Below are 18,331 nucleotides of genomic sequence, written 5' to 3' on the forward strand. Positions count from 1 at the left end.
TTCTGTTCGTTCACAGCTCAGCTTGCTTTCGCAAATCCCGCATCGCCGGATAGGATACGGTCAAGCACTGCCGTGAAGCGATCGACCTCTTCCAGCGTGTTGTAATGCACCATGGAGACACGCAACATGCCGCCATGGTCGGTCAGGTCGAGATATTCGGCAAGCCGTCTCGAATGGAAATCCCCAAAGCGCATTGCGATGTTTTCGCCGTCCATTGCCTTGCAAAGCTCACCGGCCTCGCGATCATCGAAGCGGAAGGCAATCGTCGGAACGCGTGTCTCATCTTGGTTGGAGACCTGCCCAACGATCCGGCAATCGTTGCGGGAGCGCAGGTAACTCAGCAGCCGTTCCGTCAGAAGGTTTTCCTGCGCCGTGATGGCTGTAAAGGCCGCCTCGATTTTCTGGCGCACCGAGCCGGTCTCGCCAGCCTGCTCACCCAGTGTCGTTAGGTAATCGACAATGCCGCAGGTGGAATAGGCCAGCTCGTAGTTCGGGTTGCCCGGTTCCAGCTTGCCCGGCACTTTGTCCTTGCCGTAAAAATAATGGTAAAGCGTGTCGAGCTCGATCAGCAGATCGTATTTGCCGTACATCAGCGCATAATGCGGACCATAGGTCTTGTAGAGGCTGAAGACGTAATAATCGACATCGAACGCCTGCACATCGACAGCGCGGTGCGGAGCATAGGCCACGGCGTCGACGCAAATCTTTGCGCCACGCGCATGGACGAAATCGGCGATCTCACGGATCGGATTGATCGAGCCGAGAATGTTGGAGACATGGGTGATGCAGACCATCTTGGTGCGTTCGCTCATCAATGGTGCGAGGTCGGCCAGATCGAGCGTCAGTGTTTCCTTGTTCAGCGGCCAGAATTTGAGCGTGATGCCTGCATCCTGCAACCGGTCCCAGGGGCCTATGTTGGATTCGTGGTCGCTGACGGTGACGATGATTTCATCGCCTGCAGACAATTGGCTCTGCATGGCACGCGCAAGATTTTGCAGTAGTGCCGTGGTGGAGTTGCCGAACACGATTTCTTCCGGTCTCGACGCGTTGACCAGATGCATGGCCGCAGTTCTTGCCTCATAGAGCGCATTGGCCGCACTTTGTGAAACCTCGTAGGAGCCGCCAATCTGCACGTTTTTTTCGATCAGAAACGTATTGATGCGCTCCAGCGCGCCTTTGAGGATCTGCGATCCGCCGGCATTGTCGAAATATGTCCAGCCGAGTGAAAGCCCCGGAAACTGGCTGCGCACATAATCGAGGTTGAGCGGTGAAGTGGTGGTCATCCCTGATGTCTCCCGAATGGTATTTTTGTTTAATGGTTGAGGACGGCGCGAAGAAATCCGCGCGTTCTGGCCTCTTGTGGGCTATCGAAAATTTCCGCTGGCGTACCGGATTCGACCAGCTTTCCGCCATCCATGAAAATGACGCGGTCAGCCACCTGGCGGGCAAAGCCCATCTCGTGCGTAACGATCACCATGGTCACACCGGTGCCGGCCAGCTTGCGCATGACATCCAGCACCTCTCCGACCATCTCAGGATCGAGCGCGGATGTCGGCTCATCGAACAGCAGCACGCGTGGCTCCATAGCCAGCGCCCGGGCAATGGCCACACGCTGCTGCTGGCCGCCTGAGAGCTGGCCGGGAAATTTCTCCGCCTGCTCGGAAATGCCGACGCGGGCCAGAAGCTCGCGCGCCTTGCGTTCAGCCTCCGCTTCGGGCGTCTTGCGCACCCGCATGGGCGCTATCATGACGTTTCTCAGAACCGTCATATGCGGAAAAAGATTGAACGACTGGAACACCATGCCGACTTCAGCCCGCACTTTTGCAAGCGCCGGGCCGGGTGCCACACGGATGCCGTCCACCGTAATGGTGCTGTCCGGCGAAAAGGCTTCCAGATGGTTGATGCAGCGGATAAGCGTCGATTTGCCGGAGCCAGAGGGGCCGATAACGCAGACGACTTCGCCTTCGGCGACATCGAGATCGATGCCGTGGAGCACGGTGAAGGTGCCATAGGCCTTGGTCAGCCCACGTATGGAGATGAGGGGGGGCGCGGTCTTTTCCATCAACGCCTCCCCCGGCTGAAGTGTTTTTCAAGACGCGCCACGACGGCAACCATCGGCCAGAGCAACGCGATATAGATAAGGGCGGCTCCAATCAGCGGCGTCGGGTTCGCATTCAGCGCCTGTGCTTGCGTTGCCTGTTTCAACAGGTCCGGCATCGCAACGACCGAAGCGAGGGCCGTATCCTTCATGACATTGATGCAATTGTTGGTCAGCGGTGGAATGACGATGCGGATCGCCTGCGGCAGAATGATATCGACCATCGTGTTGCGGTTGGAGAGGCCAAGTGCCGCGGATGCCTCGAACTGCCCGTTGGGCACAGCCTCGATGCCTGCGCGAAAGATTTCGGCTGTATAGGCGGCGGAGACCAACGACAGTGCCGTAACAGCAGAAAGAAATGGCGACAGCCGGATGCCGACGAAGGGCAGCGCGTAGTAGACGACGATCAGCAGCACCAGCAGCGGGATCGACCGGAAGATATCGATATAGCCACGGATCAGCAGTTTGAAGAATGCGGGTGCATAAAGGCGTGCCACTGCCAGAAACAAACCACCTACAAGGCCGCAAAGAATGCTGGTGACGCCGATCTGGATCGTGACGACCAGACCCCAAAGCAGCTGCGGCAGGCTGTTGAGAAACACGGGAACATTGAAGAAAGTGTTGATGAGGTTCATGCCGGAGAGGCTCCCTTGGCAATCTGGCGGGACGCGATTGGTCCCGCCGGATGCGGTTCAAGCCTTACTTGGCCTTCGGCATGTCGAGAACGGCAACCGTCGAGGTCGTGTCCTCGGCCTTTGCGCCGAACCATGTCTCATGCAGCTTGGCGATGAAGCCCTCGCCCTTGAGTGTGGTGATGACCTTATTGACTTCGGTGGCCAGAGGGTCGCCCTTGTTGAACATGATTGAGTATTTTTCACCCGTCGGAATGCGCTCGACAACCTTTAACTCCGGCTTGTCCTTGGCGTAATACAGCAGGGCCGGAATGTCGGAGATATAGCCATCGACTCGGCCAGCCACGAGATCGAGCATGGCAGGCTGCAAGCCTTCGAACTTGCGGATTTCGCCAAGCTTGTATTCGGCCTTATGGGCTTCGGCCCACATATCGCCGGTCGATCCGGTATCGACGCCGACGACCTTGCCGCCCATGCCCTTGAGACTGGTGATGCCGGAGGCGGCTGTCACCGTCAAAGACTGGTCACTGTCATAATAAGGCTGGGCAAAGGTAACGGATGCCAAGCGCTTTTCGGTGATGGTGATCGACGAGATGGCCATGTTGATGCGGCCGGACTGGACGGCAGGAAACAGACCGTTGAACGGCGTGTTAACAAATTCGACCGTCTTGCCGAGGCGCTTGGCGATTTCGTTGACGAGATCGACTTCAAAGCCAGTCACCTTGCCGCTGGCGTCTTCGAATTCCCATGGAACGTTGCCGATATTGGCACCAACTGTCAGATCGGCAGCCTGAACGTTGAACACACCAAGCGCTGAGACGAGCCCTGCGAGAAGTGTGCTTTTGATGCGCGAAACGTGGTGCATGCGAGAACCCCTTGTTTTATGTTTTAAGCCAATCTACGTTGGTCTAACTGGTCAGACCAGTCCGGCCAAACAAGCACGCGCTTTTATGCTTTGCAAGATGTTACTTAAAAAATATATCGGAAGGGCCGGGGCGGCTTTCAGGAACAGGGATCGAATGCTCAACAAAACGCTTGTGCCACAATCGGTTGCCCGCGAAATCCAGGCCATGATTCAGGCCGGGCAATTGAAGGCAGGCGAGAAAATCCCATCGCAACGCGAGTTCTCTCAGAAATTCGGCATCAGCCGGGCGTCGTTACGCGAAGCACTGCTGACCCTGGAAACGCTAGGCCTTTTGAAAACAGAAGCTGGACGCGGGACATTCGTGGCTGCTGGTGATGGAGCGGCTGGCCAATCGGGCATGGCACCTTGGCGTTATTCGGAAAGCTATTCTGTCTTCGATGTCTTCCAGACCCGCATTCTGCTGGAGGGCGAAATCGCGCGTCTCTCCGCTGGGCGACTCTCCCAGACACAGCTGGAGAAAATGGAAAAGGCGACCAAGACCATGGAAGATTGCTGGGCCAATCAGGATTTGCTCGCTAATGTCGATGCCGATCTGGAGTTTCACGGCACCATCGTGTCTGCCTGCTCCAACACCATGCTGAAAGCACTCTATCAGACCGTGAGGGATCAAGTCACAGAAACGCAGCGCCAGCCAATCCCGATCACCGACCCGGAAAGAATGCGGCAATCCATTGCAGAACACCGTCGCATTATCGCGGCTCTCAAAGCCAATGACGCCGCTTTGGCGCGCAGCGAAATGGAAACGCATATCCGCAATACCGCACGGTGTGCAGGCTTACAGCCCTGATCGCCATCGTTCTAAAGGTGGTGATAGGCGCGCTTGTAGTAGATCAATGCCTTATCGGCACCACTGTCACGAATGGACTTCACCGCGCAGAACAGAACGCGATGCGTGCCGATATCTTGCGTATCCGAAATCACGCAATCGAACGATGCCATAGCATCATCCAACACCGGAGCGCCGGTAACGCCTAGGTGCCATTTGGCCGCAGCAAACCGTTCATCGACCGGCGTCTTGCCGCCGAATAACGATGACAGTTTTTCATGCTGGGCGGTCAACACATTGACGCAAAGCACCTTGTTTTCCATCACGGCGTTGAAGACGGAGGCTGTTCGGTTAAGGCATATCAGCAGCGTTGCAGGGCTATCGGTCACGCTGCAAACGGCCGTTGCGGCAAAGCCTGCCCTGCCTGCCGGGCCATCTGTGGTGATGATGTTGACGGCAGCGCCCATTTTCGACATGGCATCTCTAAAGTCTTGCTGATTGACATCGGCAATGGCCTCGAGCGGTGCTGAGAGATGTGGCACGGTGTTCATCTGAACGTCCTTTGTCCTTTATTTCGAATTTCGTATCGCAGCTCACGCCGCCGATGCGATGCGCGCCATTGCGGGAAGAGCCAGCGCCTGCTCCAGCCTCAAGGCAACACTTGCGGCAAGGTCTTCCCGCCAAGGCCGCGCCACGATTTGCAGAGCGACCGGCAAGCCGCCAGCGGAAATCGACACCGGAACAGTCACCACTGGCAAGCCAAGGTAGCTGAAGGGACGCGTGAACGATGTCATGGCACTGACCACTGCATTCATTGTGGGGCTCGTGCCGACATCCACGTCCGACGACAGCGGTGGGACAAAGGGCATTGTGGGTGCGATCAGCACGTCTGCTTCAGCGAATGCCGTATCGAGAAATTGCTTGAGCATGACGGAGCGTATCTGCAAGGCGCGCAGATAGATCGGCGCTGGTATCGCCAGGGACTGCGACAATCGCATGCGGATTTGCGGGCCGTAATCGTCTGGTCGCTCGCGCATCCAGTCGAAGTGGACAGCCCCCGCCTCCGCCATGGCAACGGCATTTGCAAGTTCTGCGACAGTCGAGAGATCGGGTATGGAAGCCTTGATGATACCGGCAACATCCGATGTCAGAGCAGAGATGGCTGTTTCGATGCCCTTGGAAACATCGCTGTCCAATCCGTCTGCAAAGAGACCGCAAGAGACGCCAATGCGGATAGACGAGAGGTCGGTGTGTAATGCGCCGGGCTTTTCCACATTCATGCAGGTCGTATCGCGACCATCAGGACCGGAAATCAGTTGCAAAATCAGATAGGCGTCTTCGACAGTACGAGCCAAAGGGCCAATACAATCTTGCGAGAAGGACAATGGCATTGCGCCGTGACGGCTGACACGGCCCTGCGTCGGCTTGATGCCGACCACGCCACAGCAGGCGGCAGGCAGGCGGATCGACCCGCCGGTATCGGAACCGAGCGCGGCCAAAACAACGCCGCCACCTACGGCAGACCCGGAGCCAGAAGACGAGCCGCCGGTGATACGCGCCGCTTCTATCGGGTTGAAGGCTCGGCCATGGTGGAAATTGTGGCCCGTCGGCCCCATGGCAAATTCGCTCATGTTCAGACGGCCGATGGACAGCGCGCCAGCGCCCTGCAAGCGCTCCATAACTGTCGAGGTGGCTGTAGCGACGTGTCCCGCCCGGATTTTCGAGCCGCAACTGGTGACGAAACCGGCCCGGTCATACATATCCTTGTGGGCCAGCGGAACGCCGTGCAACGGCCCCAGCTTCTGGCCGGATACCAGCGCGGCGTCGGCGGCTTTTGCGGCATCGAGTGCCGGGCCACGCTCTATTTCGATGAAAGCATTCAACCGCGTCTTGCAGGCGGTTGCGCGGTCCAATGCAGCTTGCGTCATCTCCAGCGAACTAATCTTGCCGCTGCGGATCGCGTCTGCCGCCTGTTTCAATGAGCTGGGATTGTCGAGGCTCATCGCTCTGCCTCCGCGAGCAAGAGGGCATCGAAATGCGCGGGTTCGATATTGAACAGTGCCCCGCCTTTGCCGAGCGCCGACGGGGCGATGGCCGCGCTGTCGCGGGCTACCTCGCCAGCCATGGCGACCAGTTCCGCCTCTACGGCCGGGCGCGCCCAATAGGCTTGCGCCAACGCCGCGACGATCTCCTTGTTATCCATCAGCTGAAATCCTGCGGTTGGCGGTTGCGCACAAGCTGGCTGAGCGACACGGCAACGACGAGCGCACCCCCGTAAAACAGGTTCTGCACGTATGCATCCGCGCCCAGCATCGTCAGCCCGGTGATGCCGGTAACGAGGAAATAAACGGCGATGACGGCGCCGAAGGCATTGAACCGGCCAGGCGTGATCGTCGTCGCGCCCAGGAAGGCGGCTGCGAATGCTGGGAGGAGCAGGTTGAGACCCGAAAGCGGATCGGCAGAGCCGGTCATTCCCGCATAAAGCATGCCTGCGAAGGCCGAGATCAGGCCTGACAGGATAAAGGACGTGGCGCGTACACGGTCCACATTGATGCCGTTCAACCGTGACACTTCACGACCACGCCCGACGAACAGAAGCTTGCGACCGGCGATGGTAAATTCCAGTGCATACCAAAGGATGGCGGCAAGGATCATGGCGTAGAAAAAAGCCAAGGGAATACCGAGGAAGCGGTTGATGATGACCCATTTGACCAAGTCCATGGAAACGCCCGAGATCGTTTGGGAATTGCTGACCCAGAGGATCAATCCGTTGACGAAGGTACCGACACCGAGCGTCACGATCAGCGAATGGATGCGGAAATAAAGGACGAAGAAGGCGTTGGCGGCACCGATGACGATACCGCTGAGGAGCGCAATCAGGATCACAGGAACGATTGGCCAGCCCAGCTTCACATTTAACACGGCGATCAGCATGCAGCTCATCGTCAGTGTCGAAGCACCCGACAGGTCGAAATCGCCTGAGGTGAGCGGGATGATGATGGCGAGTGTCAAGACCACCAGAATGGCCTGCGACCCAAACAAAGTGGAAAAGCTGCGCCAGCTCAAAAAGGAATCCGGCATCAGCACGCCGAAGATGATGATGAGCAGCAGCCACGCGCCCACAAGCGCAAAGCGTTCGCCTTCCGTTTTCAGCGTGAACCGGCTTTTTGGCGGCGATGCCATTTTCGTTGTCAGCACGTCGAGCGTCGTCATTCTGCGGCCTCCGCTTCATGGCTGTGAAAACAGGCTTCAGTGATCACGCGGCGGCTGATGTCCGAGCCTTTGAGTTCGATCACCGGGCGACCGCGCGAAAAGACGATGATGCGGTCGCATATCTGTTCGAGTTGTTCATTGTCGGTGGAGGCGCACAGGATGGCGGTGCCATCTGCCGCTGCCTGGTCCAGCGCCTTGAAGATTTGCTGACGCGCACCGAAATCGACGCCTTGTGTTGGTTCGTCCAGCATCAGGAGCTTTGGCTTGATCTGCAGCCATTTGGCCAGCAAGATCTTCTGCTGGTTGCCGCCGGACAGGGATCCCAGCGTCAAATGCGGGTTCTGCGGCCTGACATCGTAGATTTGTGCGAGCCGTGCTGCCTCGCGGGTCATGGCGGGACGGTCGAGCCCATAAGGTTTGAGCAGATCGTCCAGAACAGGAAGTGTGATATTGTCGGTGACGGAGAGGCTTCCGACACCGGCGGCGCCTAAGCGGTCACCCGGCAGAAACGCAATCCCCATCCGCTGTGCTGCAAACGGCGTCATTGCGCCGATGCTGGAGACTTTTCCGCCCAGCACGATCTCGCCCTTGCCCTGTTTTGCGCCATAAAGCAGGTAGGGAACGCTGGCAAAGCCAGAGCCGATCAAGCCGGTGACGCCAAGTGTTTCGCCCTCGCGGATCTCGAAATCGAATGGCAGGGTCGTCCCATCCGTCAACCCACGTATGCTGACGGCTGCCGCTACGCCGCTGTGTGGCATTCGCCTTTTCTCGAAGGCATCAATGCGTGATCCGACGATGGTATCGAGGATGGATTGGCGCTCGGAGCTGCGCGTGTCCATGATGCCGACGAGTTCGCCGTCGCGCAGCACCGCCACTCGGTCGGTGATGTCGCGCACCTCATCAATGTCATGAGTAACGATGACGACAGAGGCACCAGTTTTGACGATGGAGCGGATGAGGGCAAACAGCCGTTGGACATCCTCGGCAGGCAAAAACGGCGTCGGCTCATCCAGCACCAGAATGCCCTCACCGCCATAACCTGCGTCCGATGCCTTCAAATCCTCGAACGCCCTCAGGAGTGCAACGAAAGCGCGCTCCACCGGCGACAGCGTCGCGACCATCTGAAACGGATCGATCGACAGGTCGAACTGAGCAAACAGTCTCGATATTGCCGCCGCCTCACGTCTCCAGTTGACGAACCAGGGCGATTTCTGACCGAGTGCCGTGACCCGCATGTTTTCCAGCACCGTCAGCGATGGCACCAGGCCGAGATGCTGGTGGACGAAGGCCACGCCGCGCTTCTTGATCTCCATGGGATCGAGCGGCAGCGGCATTTTCTGACCCCAAAGAATAACTTCGCTGCCGGGTTCCGGCTGGTGGAAACCCGCCAGGACCTTGATCATGGTGGATTTGCCCGATCCGTTCTGACCCAGAAGCCCGAACACTTCGCCGCGTTTGATAGACAGCGACACGCCCTTCAGCGCATCGTAACTGCCGAACCGCATGCGGATGTTGTTCATGGTGAGCACGGCATTATCGGTCATGATGCGGCTCCTGCTTCAACGTTGGCTTACTTGAGTTTCCAAAGCTTGCGGAACCCGTCGAGATGGGCATCGCCATAGCCATCATTGAAGTTAGCGGGCGTCCCAGCGGTGGCTATATTGCTTTCGTCAAACACCAGCAGCGGCACGTTGAGCTTGGCCACCTCCGGCTTGCCGCACAGCATGCGCATGATGTTGTCGATGGCGGCGTAACCCGCCCAGCCAAGGCTCTCGCCGACATCCATCTGCACCTGACCCGCGCGCACCATATCGAGGACAAAGGGTGTTCCATTGAAGCTGGCGAGTTTGACGCTGCCTTCCGCGCCGGTGATGCGCATGGCGGGAATGACGAATTGCGACATGGAATCGTAGATCGGCAGGATATAGTTGATCGATGGATCAGCCAGCAAAGCGGACTGCGTTCCCGATTGTATTTTCGTCGCCCATTCGGAGACGGGAACGTCGAGATGCTTGACCTTGCAATCGGCGCAAAGCGCCTTCAGCTCATCCTTGATCGCCTGGACAAACGGGATGGACGGCAAGACATCGGAAGAGCCGATCACCAGCACATTGGGTTTGCCTTCCGTCTGCACATAGGCCCAGGCTGCCAGCAGTTTTCCCGCACCTGAGAAATCCACCTTGCCGGAATAATCGACGCTTGGGACGGCCTTTTGCGTGACGTCGTAGAAATGCGTGGTGGAGATTTTCAACCCAGCAGCGCGCGCCTCACCCAGTTGTGGGCCCAGCACTTCGGGGTTCAAACCGCCTGCCAGATCAAGCGCGTCGTATTTCTGGCTAATCGCTTGCGAAACGCCTTGAACCCATTGGTCGATTTTCAGCTGGTTGTCCCAGGTTGTGTAGGTAAATCCCACCTCCTTGGCTGCGTCCGACATGGCCTTTTGCAGCTCGACATTGAAGGGAATCGTCATCGAGATCGGGATCGAAAGAACCTTCTTGCCCGCCATGCAGGACTTGGCATCGAAGGCTTCGCCCGGTGGGGTAAAAACCGGCATGGCGCGGTGCTGTTCGATGATGGCCTTGGCATCTGCCATGGAGTCTGCGGAGGCTGGGCTGGCAAGGGCCGCTAGGGCAGAGGCGGCCAAAAAAGAACTGACGGCAAGCAGGCGCATGTCAAACATTCCCCTCTTTGATCCCGGTGCATCCCGGTGTTTTCAAGGCCGCTTGTAAGCGACCAGCGAAGGTAATGTACGTACATATTCAAACCATCGTCAATCGCTTTTTGCCTATTTTTTTGCACTGCACACTAAAGCGGCGAATGCCGAAAAGCCTGACAACGCAGTGCGTCTATTATGATCATTTGGACGCCGAAATGCCTCTGCGATCGACGCACAAAGATGCCCGATCGTAGGAATGCCAGTTCTTATGTCTGCACATACGGCGATTGTTTAGTGGCGAGCGACGTTGGCGCGCCATGCGATAATCATCCCGGCAAATCCAAAGAGCGAGAAGATCAGGAAACTCGTGCCGTAATGTCCGCTCAGCGCATAAACGCTGGCAAAGGAGGACGGGCCAACGATAACGCCGATGAATGTATAGACGAGGACGCCGCCAGTAATGGCGCCTACCCTGCCCTCTGGCGCATTGTGCGCGACCTCGGCCAACAGCACGCCGTTCCACCCAATCGTGACAGCGCCCATGGCGATAAACAGCACCACCTGCGCCACCACTGGCAGGTCCGGCAGCCAATAAAGCAGAACATACCCCACGCCACCCAGCAGTCCGAGAAGGGACAGGGTGATATACCCACCGCCAATGCGGTCTGCGACGACGCCCCAGAAAATACGCCCGAAGGCACCGGCAAACTGCATGGCAGCAGCAACTGATCCCGCGGCCAAAAGCGACCAGCCGGCATCATGCACGAGCGTGACCACCGCAAAGGCGGACACGGAAAGCTGCATGGCCGAATAGGCAAAACCGAGACAACTCAGCGCCCGCAGCCGTGGATTTCGCCAGATCGTCGATTGCTCATCGATCAACCCTCGTAAAAGCGACGGCACTTTCTTTTGCGTTTTGGGCTCCGCCGCATGGGTCATCGCCAACAAACCCATCGTCAGAAGTGGAGCAGCAGCGCCGATCAGCAAAGCCACATGCCAATCGACATATCGCGACAGAAAAGGAAAGGCGAAGCTGGCGAGAATACCGCCCAGCGGCACGCCCGACTGCTTCAGGGAAAAGACGATGTTGCGCCTGTTGTGCGGCGTGACGCGGCTGAGCATCTCCGAGGAGGCCGGGTTGTTCAGGCCATAGCCAATGCCGATCAACAGTGAAGCCAGGATGATCAGCGGAATATTGGCTGTCGCTATGCCCGCAAAGCCTATGACGAAACAGGTGAGCGCAATCTGCTCGATCCTGATGGGACCGAAGCGCTGCACCAGCGTGCCCGCAACGGCGGATGAAAACATGCCGGAGGCGTAGATGAGGCTGATCTGGTAGCCGATCCAGTAGGCACCGATATCCAGATCCGCCGCCACGGTCGGCGCAATCGCCGTCAAGGCAAGCACGCTGGCTGTCGCGACGATCTGGATGAGCGTTGCTGCAATCAATGTCTGTGCGAGCGAGGATGCACGGTGTGTTGGCGGAACCTGTTCGGCGACTAAATCCGACATGCGTATCAATATCCTGGGAAGTTTACGTCCGGTATATGTACGTACTAATTGATTTCACGTTGCCTCGCAAGCGTCGCCCGACTGCGCAAACCGAGGACCGAATTTTGTTTGCCTTTGCAAGGGAAAGAGGATTGAACATTTGGCTATAAGAATGCGGCGACACGCACTGACATGGGATGAGACTGGCTTGGATCATAAAGGCACTGACTGGAAGCCGGAACTTGACACGGCGCCTCTCTATTTGCAGGTCGCACACCATCTGGAAAGCCGCATCAACAAGGGCGACTATCCTGTTGGCTCCCTGCTCCCCACCGAAAACGAGATCGCGATCAGCCTCGGCGTCAGCCGCCAGACGGTGCGCCAAGCGATTGGCACGTTGCGCAACAAAGGCCGCCTGTCTGCGCGCAAAGGCGTCGGAACACGCGTGGAAGCGGGGTTCGATCCTGAGAACAAGCGCTTCATCGCCCATTCGCGCTCCGAGTTGTTCGAGATCGCTGCCGAGACGGAATTCGTCATCGACACGAAGGAGGAAATCTCCGCGCAAGGCAAATTGGCCGTGGAACTTGGCTGCCGTCCGGGTCGTAAATTCTATCATATGGCCGGAATCCGCTACTCCGGCGGTGGCAACAGAGCCTTTTCCTGGAACGAAGTTTACGTCGATGCCAAGCTGACGGCTGCCGTCAAAGATATCTCCATCGCCCGCAGCGCTATTTTCCATTACATCGAACAGTTCACTGGTGAAAAAATCCAGGAGATACAGCAGGATATCAAGCCACTGATGCTGGACGAGGTCACCGCTAGCAAGCTTGGCGTCAAGGCAGGCGACCTCGCACTCGTCGTAACACGCCGCTATTACGGGTCTGGTCGGCGGCTGCTGGAATACGCGTTTCAGGTGTTGCCTGCCGAACGCTTCACTTTCACAACGACGCTTCGCGCCGAAAGCTGATGACCGTACATTTGATGCACCACGGCGCAAATATCTGCTGATTTGATTGGCGATATGCCTTCTTGCCTGCCGTTTGACGATTTCAGCGGCAGTGCGTTTTTGCGCCCAAAAACACCAAATGAGCAATAAATAGGCAAGCCTAAACTTATATCATTTTTGACTTTACAGCCCCAAATATTTTTGCATTAGTTCGTACATACTGCTCCAAATGCTCACCAGATAAAAAGGGGAACCACATGGATATCGGTGTTTTCATTCCCATCGGAAACAATGGCTGGCTTATCTCCACGACCTCGCCGCAATACATGCCCAGTTTTGAACTCAACAAGCAGATCGTCCAAAAAGCGGAAAAATACGGGTTGGAATTTGCCCTATCGATGATCAAGCTGCGCGGCTTTGGTGGCAAGGCGGAGTTCTGGGACTATAATCTGGAAAGCTTCACGCTGATGGCGAGCCTGGCGGCGGTGACAGAGCGCATCAAGCTGTTCGCATCGACCGCCGTTCTGACCCTGCCGCCTGCCATCGTCGCCCGCATGGCGGCCACCATCGACAGCGTTGCGCCGGGCCGCTTCGGCGTGAACATCGTGTCCGGCTGGCAGATGGCCGAGTATGATCAGATGGGCATATGGCCGGGCAATGATTATTTCGGTTACCGCTACGACTACTCGACCGAATACGTTCACATCATGAAAGAGCTTTGGGCCAACGGCGAATGCAGTTTCGAAGGTACGCACTTCACCATGAAGGACTGCATGATGAAGCCCACGCCGCAAAACAAGATCGAGATCGTTGCGGCCGGGCAAAGCCCACGCGGGATGGAATTTGCCGCGCAATACGCCGATTACAACTTTGTCATGGGTGCCGGCATCAACACGCCCACGGCCTATGCGCCCAACAACACCAAACTGCTTGAGGCTGCGGCCAAGACCGGCCGCGATGTCGGCGCTTACGTCCTGTTCATGCTGATTGCCGAAGAGACTGACGAACTAGCCAAGGCAAAGTGGGAAAGCTACCGCGAGGGTGCCGATGTCGACGCCTTGGCGTGGATGGCCGATCAGGGCAGCAAAGATGCGACCGCCGACAGCAACTCCACCGCCAAGCACATCAACCTGCCGGAGGGTGCCGTCAATTTCAACATGGGAACATTGGTCGGCTCTTACGCCACTGTCGCGCGCATGCTGGACGAAGCGGGCAGCGTGCCCGGCACAAAGGGCATCATGCTGACATTCGACGACTTCCTGGTCGGTTTGGATAAATTTGGTGAGCGCATTCAGCCGCTGATGGCGTCGCGAAACGCAATGCAAATCGCAGCCGAATAAAATGAACCGGATGCGTCCCGCCCTCGCGATCACCGACCCCCAGGTCGGGATCGCCGAAGGGTTCGATCCTCTTACACTCATAGACCCTAGTCTGACGGATCGTGCCTTTGACGTGGCACGGGTGTCGGATAATCCAATAACAGCAGCACCAATAACACTGTCATCTGCGGACTTGCCGTGGCGGACAGCGGGCGTCGAAGAGCTGCTGTCGGCCTATGCCGGTAAACGCGTATGGCCTTCGGATGTTTTGGCAGAACTGAAAGAAGCGATAGGGTCGAGCACGACGGGTGCTGAGGCTGTTCTTCGTTTTGTACCGGACGCAGAAGCCGCTGCTCTGGAAAGTGATGCCAGATGGCGTAGCGGCGCGGCCCGACCGCTGGAAGGCATACCGTTTGGGGTAAAAGACATTATCGATGTCGCAGGCGCCGTCGTCACGTCAGGCTCGCATTTCACGGGGGAGCGGATTGCGCCAGCCGATGCCAGCGTTGTGGCACGCCTGCGCGCGACGGGTGCGATCCCATTCGCGATGACGGCGACAACTGAATTTGCGACGGGCTCACCGAACAATCCACGCTTCGGCACCGTGACCAACCCTTGGGACAAAACCCGCTGGACGGGCGGCTCGTCCACCGGGTCGGGTGCCGGGCTTGCCGCGCGGTTGATGCCGCTTGCGCTGGGCACCGACACCGGCGGTTCCATCCGAGTCCCCTCCTGCTGGTGCGGCACGACGGGGCTGAAACCCAGCCGCGAACGCGTCTCGCGTGCAGGCGTCGCATCCCTATCCTGGACGCTCGATCACGTCGGGCCGATGGCGCGCTCGGCCAAAGACATCGCCCGCGTTCTGCCGTTCATGACGGCGCAGGCCGAACCGGACCTTGCGGAGAAGTGTGCGTCTGTGCTCGCAGATGCCACCACCGATGGTTTACGGATCGGCGTACCGGTGAACTGGTTTACAGAACTGGTCGATGATGCGGTGCTGACCAATTGGGAATTGGCGCTGAAAACGTTTGTATCACTTGGCTGCACGCTCGTGCCCTTACCCAAGATCGATATAGCGCCCTGGCATGAGGCCGGTTGGATCATCCTTCAAAGCGAGCTGGCCACCCTGCATTCACCAAGGCTTGACCGTTCCGATTTGTTTGATCCGGGACTGCTTCACCGGCTGACAAACGGGCTTGCGTTTTCGGCGGTCGATTGTGCGCGGGCGCTGCAGATAAGGGCACAGGCACAGGCGGGTTTCCTCAGCGCTATGGATCATGTCGATCTCGTCATCACGCCGGGATTAGGTGGGGAGGCGGGATGGCTCGATGGGCTGACGGTCGACGTGAACGATGAAAGACATGCGTTTCAATCGATCATCTCCCGCAACACCATGATCTTTGATGTGACGGGCCTCCCCGCCTTGATGCTGCCATCGGGTCGTGGCCGCTCCGGCTTGCCGACCGGCATCCAGATCGTCGGGCGACCCAATGCCGATGCGCTGTGCCTGCTTGCAGGTGCTGCTTTTCAGAGCTCCACCTTTCACCATCAGCTGACCCCGCCGGGGTTGGGTTTGTGATCACTGTTGAAGGACAACTATGACGCGCCGGAATGAAACGCCATGAGCGATGCGGAACTGACGGCAAACTACGCCAGCGCCTATAGTAATCGCATTGGCTTCGGTAAAAAGCCTGCGCTGGTTCTAGTCGATTTCGTTCAAGCCTATTTCGAACCGGATAGCCCGCTTTTTGCTGGCGTTGACTCAGCCCTCGAAAGCGCACTGCGGATACGGGCCTGTGCGCGGGAAAAGCAAATCCCCGTCATCTTGACCGGCGTTGTGCTTCATCCGAGCGGGCTCGATGGCGGGCGGTTTTTCCAGAAAGCCAAACCGCTATCGTGCTTTACCGCAGGCAATCCTCTCGGTGCATGGCCGAAGGGGCTGGAGCCGTTTTCGGATGAATTCGTGGTGACGAAACAATATCCCAGCGCGTTTTTCGGCACCTCGCTCGCGCCGATGTTGGCCGTGATGGGCGTCGATAACGTCATCCTCACCGGCCTCACCACCAGCGGCTGTGTCCGCGCATCCTGCGTTGACGCCATGTCGCACGGGTTCATCACCACTGTCGTGCGCGATGCCTGCGGGGATCGTCATCCCGCGCCGCACGAGGCCAACCTGTTCGACATGAACGCCAAATATGCCGACGTCATCTCCGAGGCCGAAATCATGGCGTTCATCGCAAGCCTTTGATGGCGGTGAGCCTGCTCAGGTCAAGGCCACATCAAACGACGCATCGGTTTTCGATCGTATCTCGTCCACCGACACGCCATCGGCCAGTTCGATCAACCTCGCCTTTGGATGTCCTTGACGTTCGAGCGTGAAGACGCCGAGGTCGGTGATGAGGAGATCCGTCACCCGCCTACCCGTCAGCGGCAAATTGCATTCCCCGAGGAATTTCGGCTCGCCCTTCGCCTCGTGTTCCATGACGACAACCACACGCTTGACGCCTGCGACGAGGTCCATCGCGCCGCCCATGCCCTTGACCATCTTGCCGGGGATCATCCAGTTGGCTAGATCACCACTTTCGGAAACCTGCATGGCGCCGAGGATCGACAGATCGATATGGCCGCCGCGCACCATTGCAAAACTATCGGCCGAGGAGAAATAGCTGGTTTTGGCAAGTTCGGTAATCGTCTGCTTACCGGCATTGATGAGGTCGGCATCTTCCTCGCCCTCGAACGGGAAGGGCCCCATGCCCAGCATTCCGTTTTCGCTTTGCAACGTCACCTCTATTCCCGGCGGAATATAGTTCGCGACCAGCGTGGGAATGCCAATACCGAGATTGACGTAAAACCCATCCTGCAATTCCTGTGCGGCGCGTGCCGCCATGTGTTCACGGGTCCAGGCCATCTTAGACGTTCTCCTGTTGCATCTTGCGAACAGTGCGTTGCTCGATCCGTTTTTCAGGGTTGGGAACATGGACCACGCGCTGGACGAAAATTCCCGGCGTATGGATATGGTCGGGATCAATGTCGCCAGTGGCCACGCAGTGTTCGATTTCGGCCACTGTCAGCTTTGCCGCCGTTGCCATAACGGGATTGAAGTTGCGTGCGGTTTTTCGATAAACGAGATTGCCTTCGGTGTCGCCGATATAGGCATGGACGATTGCCAGATCCGCAACCAGCCCGGTTTCCATGACGTAATCGCTATCGCCGAAGCGGCGAACCTCTTTTCCCTCGGCAATCAGGGTGCCGACGCCCGTCTTGGTGTAGAAGGCAGGTATGCCAGCACCACCGGCACGAATGCGTTCGGCCAGGGTGCCTTGCGGATTGAACTCGAGCTCCAGAGCACCGGACAGAAATTGCTCGGCAAAAAGCTTGTTTTCGCCCACATAGGACGAAATCATCTTTCGGATTTGTTTCGTTGCCAGCAAAACGCCAAGGCCGTAACCATCGACACCGGCATTGTTGGAAATCACCGTCAGGTCTTTGACGCCAGACAGGCGAATGGCTTCGATCAGGCTGTTTGGAATGCCGCAGAGCCCGAAACCGCCGGACATGATCGTCATGCCGTCGTGCAAAGCACCTGCAAGAGCCTCCACCGCTGTTGCTTTTACTTTCCTCATATCTCCTCCTTTTCCGCCGCAAAGTCGCGCAGCAGAGACCTCAACGCTATGCTTGATTATGAGGTGAAGTTAGCCGTATTTATACGGCAGCGGAGGGGAGCAAAAGTTGAAGGAAGACCATCACGAAACGCGCGTTCTGTTGAGCGAGATACCGGTGCCGATGGTCTATGCCACGCATCGGATCATCAGAGATTGCAACGAGGAATTTGCCGGGCTTTTCGGATATGCGCGCACGGAGCTGATCGACCAGAGCTTTGCCCGCCTCTACCCCAAACATGCCGACTTCGTACAGACCGGGCGCATGTGGAAGGCCCACCTTCCGGGCGGCGATGTCTATTATGACGAGCGCATCATGACGGCGAGTGATGGCAGGCGGTTCTGGTGCCAGGTGCACGGACGAACACGCCACACGACGGACCCGTTTGCGCAGGCGCTCTATTGTTTCCAGCCCATTGCGCGCCCCGTGGCCCAGCAACGCCTGAACCTGACGGACCGGCAACGACAGATCGTAACATTGGTCTCGCAAGGCAAAACCAATGCGGCGATTGCCGCCGAACTGGGCCTTTCGCAGCGTACCATCGAGTCCCATCGTGCACGGCTGATGAGGGCTGCCGGGCTGAAAAACACCGCAGCCCTCATCGCTCATTTCGCCAGCGAATGAT

Annotated in this window: 19 protein-coding genes; 6 read left to right on the plus strand and 13 right to left on the minus strand. The window is 57.8% G+C overall.

Translation table 11 applies throughout. From position 1 onward, the window contains the following. Nucleotides 1–17 precede the first annotated feature (17 nt). The 4 genes from RRU01S_RS17455 to RRU01S_RS17470 all read right to left on the minus strand — a co-directional run bounded on the left by RRU01S_RS17455 (nucleotide 18) and on the right by RRU01S_RS17470 (nucleotide 3,595). Nucleotides 18–1,283, minus strand: a complete 1,266-nt coding sequence (locus RRU01S_RS17455; protein WP_045231572.1) for a cysteine desulfurase-like protein — start codon at nucleotides 1,281–1,283, stop codon at nucleotides 18–20. Nucleotides 1,284–1,312: 29 nt separating this feature from the next. Further along, the gene (locus RRU01S_RS17460) at nucleotides 1,313–2,062 is read right to left on the minus strand and encodes an amino acid ABC transporter ATP-binding protein (protein ID WP_045231573.1); all 750 of its coding nucleotides are present in this window, start codon (nucleotides 2,060–2,062) and stop codon (nucleotides 1,313–1,315) included. Continuing rightward, nucleotides 2,062–2,733: an amino acid ABC transporter permease gene (locus RRU01S_RS17465; protein WP_045231574.1), complete on the minus strand. Its 672-nt coding sequence runs from the start codon at nucleotides 2,731–2,733 to the stop codon at nucleotides 2,062–2,064. The genes RRU01S_RS17460 and RRU01S_RS17465 overlap by 1 nt, the downstream gene beginning before the upstream one ends. A 64-nt stretch (nucleotides 2,734–2,797) precedes the next feature. After that, nucleotides 2,798–3,595, minus strand: a complete 798-nt coding sequence (locus RRU01S_RS17470; RefSeq protein ID WP_045231575.1) for an ABC transporter substrate-binding protein — start codon at nucleotides 3,593–3,595, stop codon at nucleotides 2,798–2,800. Between the two features lie 154 nt (nucleotides 3,596–3,749). Here RRU01S_RS17470 and RRU01S_RS17475 point away from each other — a divergent pair, with 154 nt between their 5' ends. After that, nucleotides 3,750–4,442 (plus strand): FadR/GntR family transcriptional regulator, encoded by a 693-nt coding sequence (locus RRU01S_RS17475; protein WP_045231576.1) that lies wholly within the window; start codon nucleotides 3,750–3,752, stop codon nucleotides 4,440–4,442. An 11-nt stretch (nucleotides 4,443–4,453) separates the two neighbouring features. On the opposite strand, the gene RRU01S_RS17480 is transcribed toward RRU01S_RS17475, so the two are convergent. The 7 genes from RRU01S_RS17480 to RRU01S_RS17510 form a co-directional block, all read right to left on the minus strand. After that, nucleotides 4,454–4,972 (minus strand): flavin reductase, encoded by a 519-nt coding sequence (locus tag RRU01S_RS17480; RefSeq protein ID WP_045231577.1) that lies wholly within the window; start codon nucleotides 4,970–4,972, stop codon nucleotides 4,454–4,456. Between the two features lie 42 nt (nucleotides 4,973–5,014). After that, entirely contained in the window at nucleotides 5,015–6,424 is a 1,410-nt protein-coding gene (locus tag RRU01S_RS17485) for an amidase (protein ID WP_052816117.1), read from the minus strand. Next, nucleotides 6,421–6,624, minus strand: a complete 204-nt coding sequence (locus RRU01S_RS17490; RefSeq protein WP_045231578.1) for a hypothetical protein — start codon at nucleotides 6,622–6,624, stop codon at nucleotides 6,421–6,423. The genes RRU01S_RS17485 and RRU01S_RS17490 overlap by 4 nt, the downstream gene beginning before the upstream one ends. After that, nucleotides 6,624–7,634: an ABC transporter permease gene (locus RRU01S_RS17495; protein ID WP_052816118.1), complete on the minus strand. Its 1,011-nt coding sequence runs from the start codon at nucleotides 7,632–7,634 to the stop codon at nucleotides 6,624–6,626. The genes RRU01S_RS17490 and RRU01S_RS17495 overlap by 1 nt, the downstream gene beginning before the upstream one ends. Beyond that, nucleotides 7,631–9,178 (minus strand): sugar ABC transporter ATP-binding protein, encoded by a 1,548-nt coding sequence (locus RRU01S_RS17500; RefSeq protein ID WP_052816119.1) that lies wholly within the window; start codon nucleotides 9,176–9,178, stop codon nucleotides 7,631–7,633. Before RRU01S_RS17500 ends, RRU01S_RS17495 begins: the two co-directional genes overlap by 4 nt. A gap of 26 nt (nucleotides 9,179–9,204) precedes the next feature. Further along, nucleotides 9,205–10,314 (minus strand): sugar ABC transporter substrate-binding protein, encoded by a 1,110-nt coding sequence (locus tag RRU01S_RS17505; RefSeq protein ID WP_052816120.1) that lies wholly within the window; start codon nucleotides 10,312–10,314, stop codon nucleotides 9,205–9,207. A 267-nt stretch (nucleotides 10,315–10,581) separates the two neighbouring features. Further along, nucleotides 10,582–11,802 carry an MFS transporter gene (locus tag RRU01S_RS17510; RefSeq protein ID WP_052816121.1) on the minus strand — a complete coding sequence of 407 codons (1,221 nt, stop codon included), beginning with the start codon at nucleotides 11,800–11,802 and terminating at the stop codon, nucleotides 10,582–10,584. Between the two features lie 187 nt (nucleotides 11,803–11,989). Between RRU01S_RS17510 and RRU01S_RS17515 the strand changes: the two genes are divergently transcribed. The 4 genes from RRU01S_RS17515 (at nucleotide 11,990) to RRU01S_RS17530 (ending at nucleotide 16,294) form a co-directional block, all read left to right on the plus strand. Beyond that, nucleotides 11,990–12,748, plus strand: coding sequence for a GntR family transcriptional regulator (locus RRU01S_RS17515; RefSeq protein ID WP_165572241.1), 759 nt, complete (start codon nucleotides 11,990–11,992; stop codon nucleotides 12,746–12,748). A 236-nt stretch (nucleotides 12,749–12,984) separates the two neighbouring features. Continuing rightward, the gene (gene rutA, locus RRU01S_RS17520; RefSeq protein WP_045231581.1) at nucleotides 12,985–14,067 is read left to right on the plus strand and encodes a pyrimidine utilization protein A; all 1,083 of its coding nucleotides are present in this window, start codon (nucleotides 12,985–12,987) and stop codon (nucleotides 14,065–14,067) included. A 1-nt stretch (nucleotide 14,068) separates the two neighbouring features. Next, the gene (locus RRU01S_RS17525; RefSeq protein ID WP_052816122.1) at nucleotides 14,069–15,625 is read left to right on the plus strand and encodes an amidase; all 1,557 of its coding nucleotides are present in this window, start codon (nucleotides 14,069–14,071) and stop codon (nucleotides 15,623–15,625) included. Nucleotides 15,626–15,667: 42 nt separating this feature from the next. Then, a complete protein-coding gene (locus RRU01S_RS17530) occupies nucleotides 15,668–16,294 on the plus strand; it encodes an isochorismatase family protein (protein ID WP_045231582.1) in 627 nt (208 codons plus the stop codon). Nucleotides 16,295–16,309: 15 nt separating this feature from the next. Here RRU01S_RS17530 and RRU01S_RS17535 read toward each other — a convergent pair whose 3' ends face one another. Beyond that, nucleotides 16,310–16,954, minus strand: coding sequence for a 3-oxoacid CoA-transferase subunit B (locus RRU01S_RS17535; protein WP_045231583.1), 645 nt, complete (start codon nucleotides 16,952–16,954; stop codon nucleotides 16,310–16,312). 1 nt (nucleotide 16,955) lies between these two features. Beyond that, nucleotides 16,956–17,669: a CoA transferase subunit A gene (locus RRU01S_RS17540; protein WP_045231584.1), complete on the minus strand. Its 714-nt coding sequence runs from the start codon at nucleotides 17,667–17,669 to the stop codon at nucleotides 16,956–16,958. 106 nt (nucleotides 17,670–17,775) lie between these two features. Between RRU01S_RS17540 and RRU01S_RS17545 the strand changes: the two genes are divergently transcribed. Next, the gene (locus RRU01S_RS17545) at nucleotides 17,776–18,330 is read left to right on the plus strand and encodes a LuxR C-terminal-related transcriptional regulator (protein WP_045231585.1); all 555 of its coding nucleotides are present in this window, start codon (nucleotides 17,776–17,778) and stop codon (nucleotides 18,328–18,330) included. Nucleotide 18,331: the final 1 nt, after the last annotated feature.

It is taken from the genome of Agrobacterium rubi TR3 = NBRC 13261, from assembly GCF_000739935.1.
In the GTDB taxonomy this organism is placed as follows: Bacteria; Pseudomonadota; Alphaproteobacteria; order Rhizobiales; family Rhizobiaceae; genus Agrobacterium; species Agrobacterium rubi.

Excerpts from the sequence above, each read along its gene's own strand:
- RRU01S_RS17460 (WP_045231573.1), bottom strand. The coding sequence starts at position 2,062 with ATGGAAAAGACCGCGCCCCCCCTCATCTCCATACGTGGGCTGACCAAG.
- RRU01S_RS17535 (WP_045231583.1), bottom strand. The coding sequence starts at position 16,954 with ATGGCCTGGACCCGTGAACACATGGCGGCACGCGCCGCACAGGAATTG.
- rutA (WP_045231581.1), top strand. The coding sequence starts at position 12,985 with ATGGATATCGGTGTTTTCATTCCCATCGGAAACAATGGCTGGCTTATC.
- RRU01S_RS17530 (WP_045231582.1), top strand. The coding sequence starts at position 15,668 with ATGAGCGATGCGGAACTGACGGCAAACTACGCCAGCGCCTATAGTAAT.
- RRU01S_RS17485 (WP_052816117.1), bottom strand. The coding sequence starts at position 6,424 with ATGAGCCTCGACAATCCCAGCTCATTGAAACAGGCGGCAGACGCGATC.
- RRU01S_RS17490 (WP_045231578.1), bottom strand. The coding sequence starts at position 6,624 with ATGGATAACAAGGAGATCGTCGCGGCGTTGGCGCAAGCCTATTGGGCG.
- RRU01S_RS17465 (WP_045231574.1), bottom strand. The coding sequence starts at position 2,733 with ATGAACCTCATCAACACTTTCTTCAATGTTCCCGTGTTTCTCAACAGC.
- RRU01S_RS17455 (WP_045231572.1), bottom strand. The coding sequence starts at position 1,283 with ATGACCACCACTTCACCGCTCAACCTCGATTATGTGCGCAGCCAGTTT.
- RRU01S_RS17540 (WP_045231584.1), bottom strand. The coding sequence starts at position 17,669 with ATGAGGAAAGTAAAAGCAACAGCGGTGGAGGCTCTTGCAGGTGCTTTG.
- RRU01S_RS17500 (WP_052816119.1), bottom strand. The coding sequence starts at position 9,178 with ATGACCGATAATGCCGTGCTCACCATGAACAACATCCGCATGCGGTTC.
- RRU01S_RS17525 (WP_052816122.1), top strand. The coding sequence starts at position 14,069 with ATGAACCGGATGCGTCCCGCCCTCGCGATCACCGACCCCCAGGTCGGG.
- RRU01S_RS17495 (WP_052816118.1), bottom strand. The coding sequence starts at position 7,634 with ATGACGACGCTCGACGTGCTGACAACGAAAATGGCATCGCCGCCAAAA.
- RRU01S_RS17475 (WP_045231576.1), top strand. The coding sequence starts at position 3,750 with ATGCTCAACAAAACGCTTGTGCCACAATCGGTTGCCCGCGAAATCCAG.
- RRU01S_RS17480 (WP_045231577.1), bottom strand. The coding sequence starts at position 4,972 with ATGAACACCGTGCCACATCTCTCAGCACCGCTCGAGGCCATTGCCGAT.
- RRU01S_RS17470 (WP_045231575.1), bottom strand. The coding sequence starts at position 3,595 with ATGCACCACGTTTCGCGCATCAAAAGCACACTTCTCGCAGGGCTCGTC.
- RRU01S_RS17510 (WP_052816121.1), bottom strand. The coding sequence starts at position 11,802 with ATGTCGGATTTAGTCGCCGAACAGGTTCCGCCAACACACCGTGCATCC.
- RRU01S_RS17505 (WP_052816120.1), bottom strand. The coding sequence starts at position 10,314 with ATGTTTGACATGCGCCTGCTTGCCGTCAGTTCTTTTTTGGCCGCCTCT.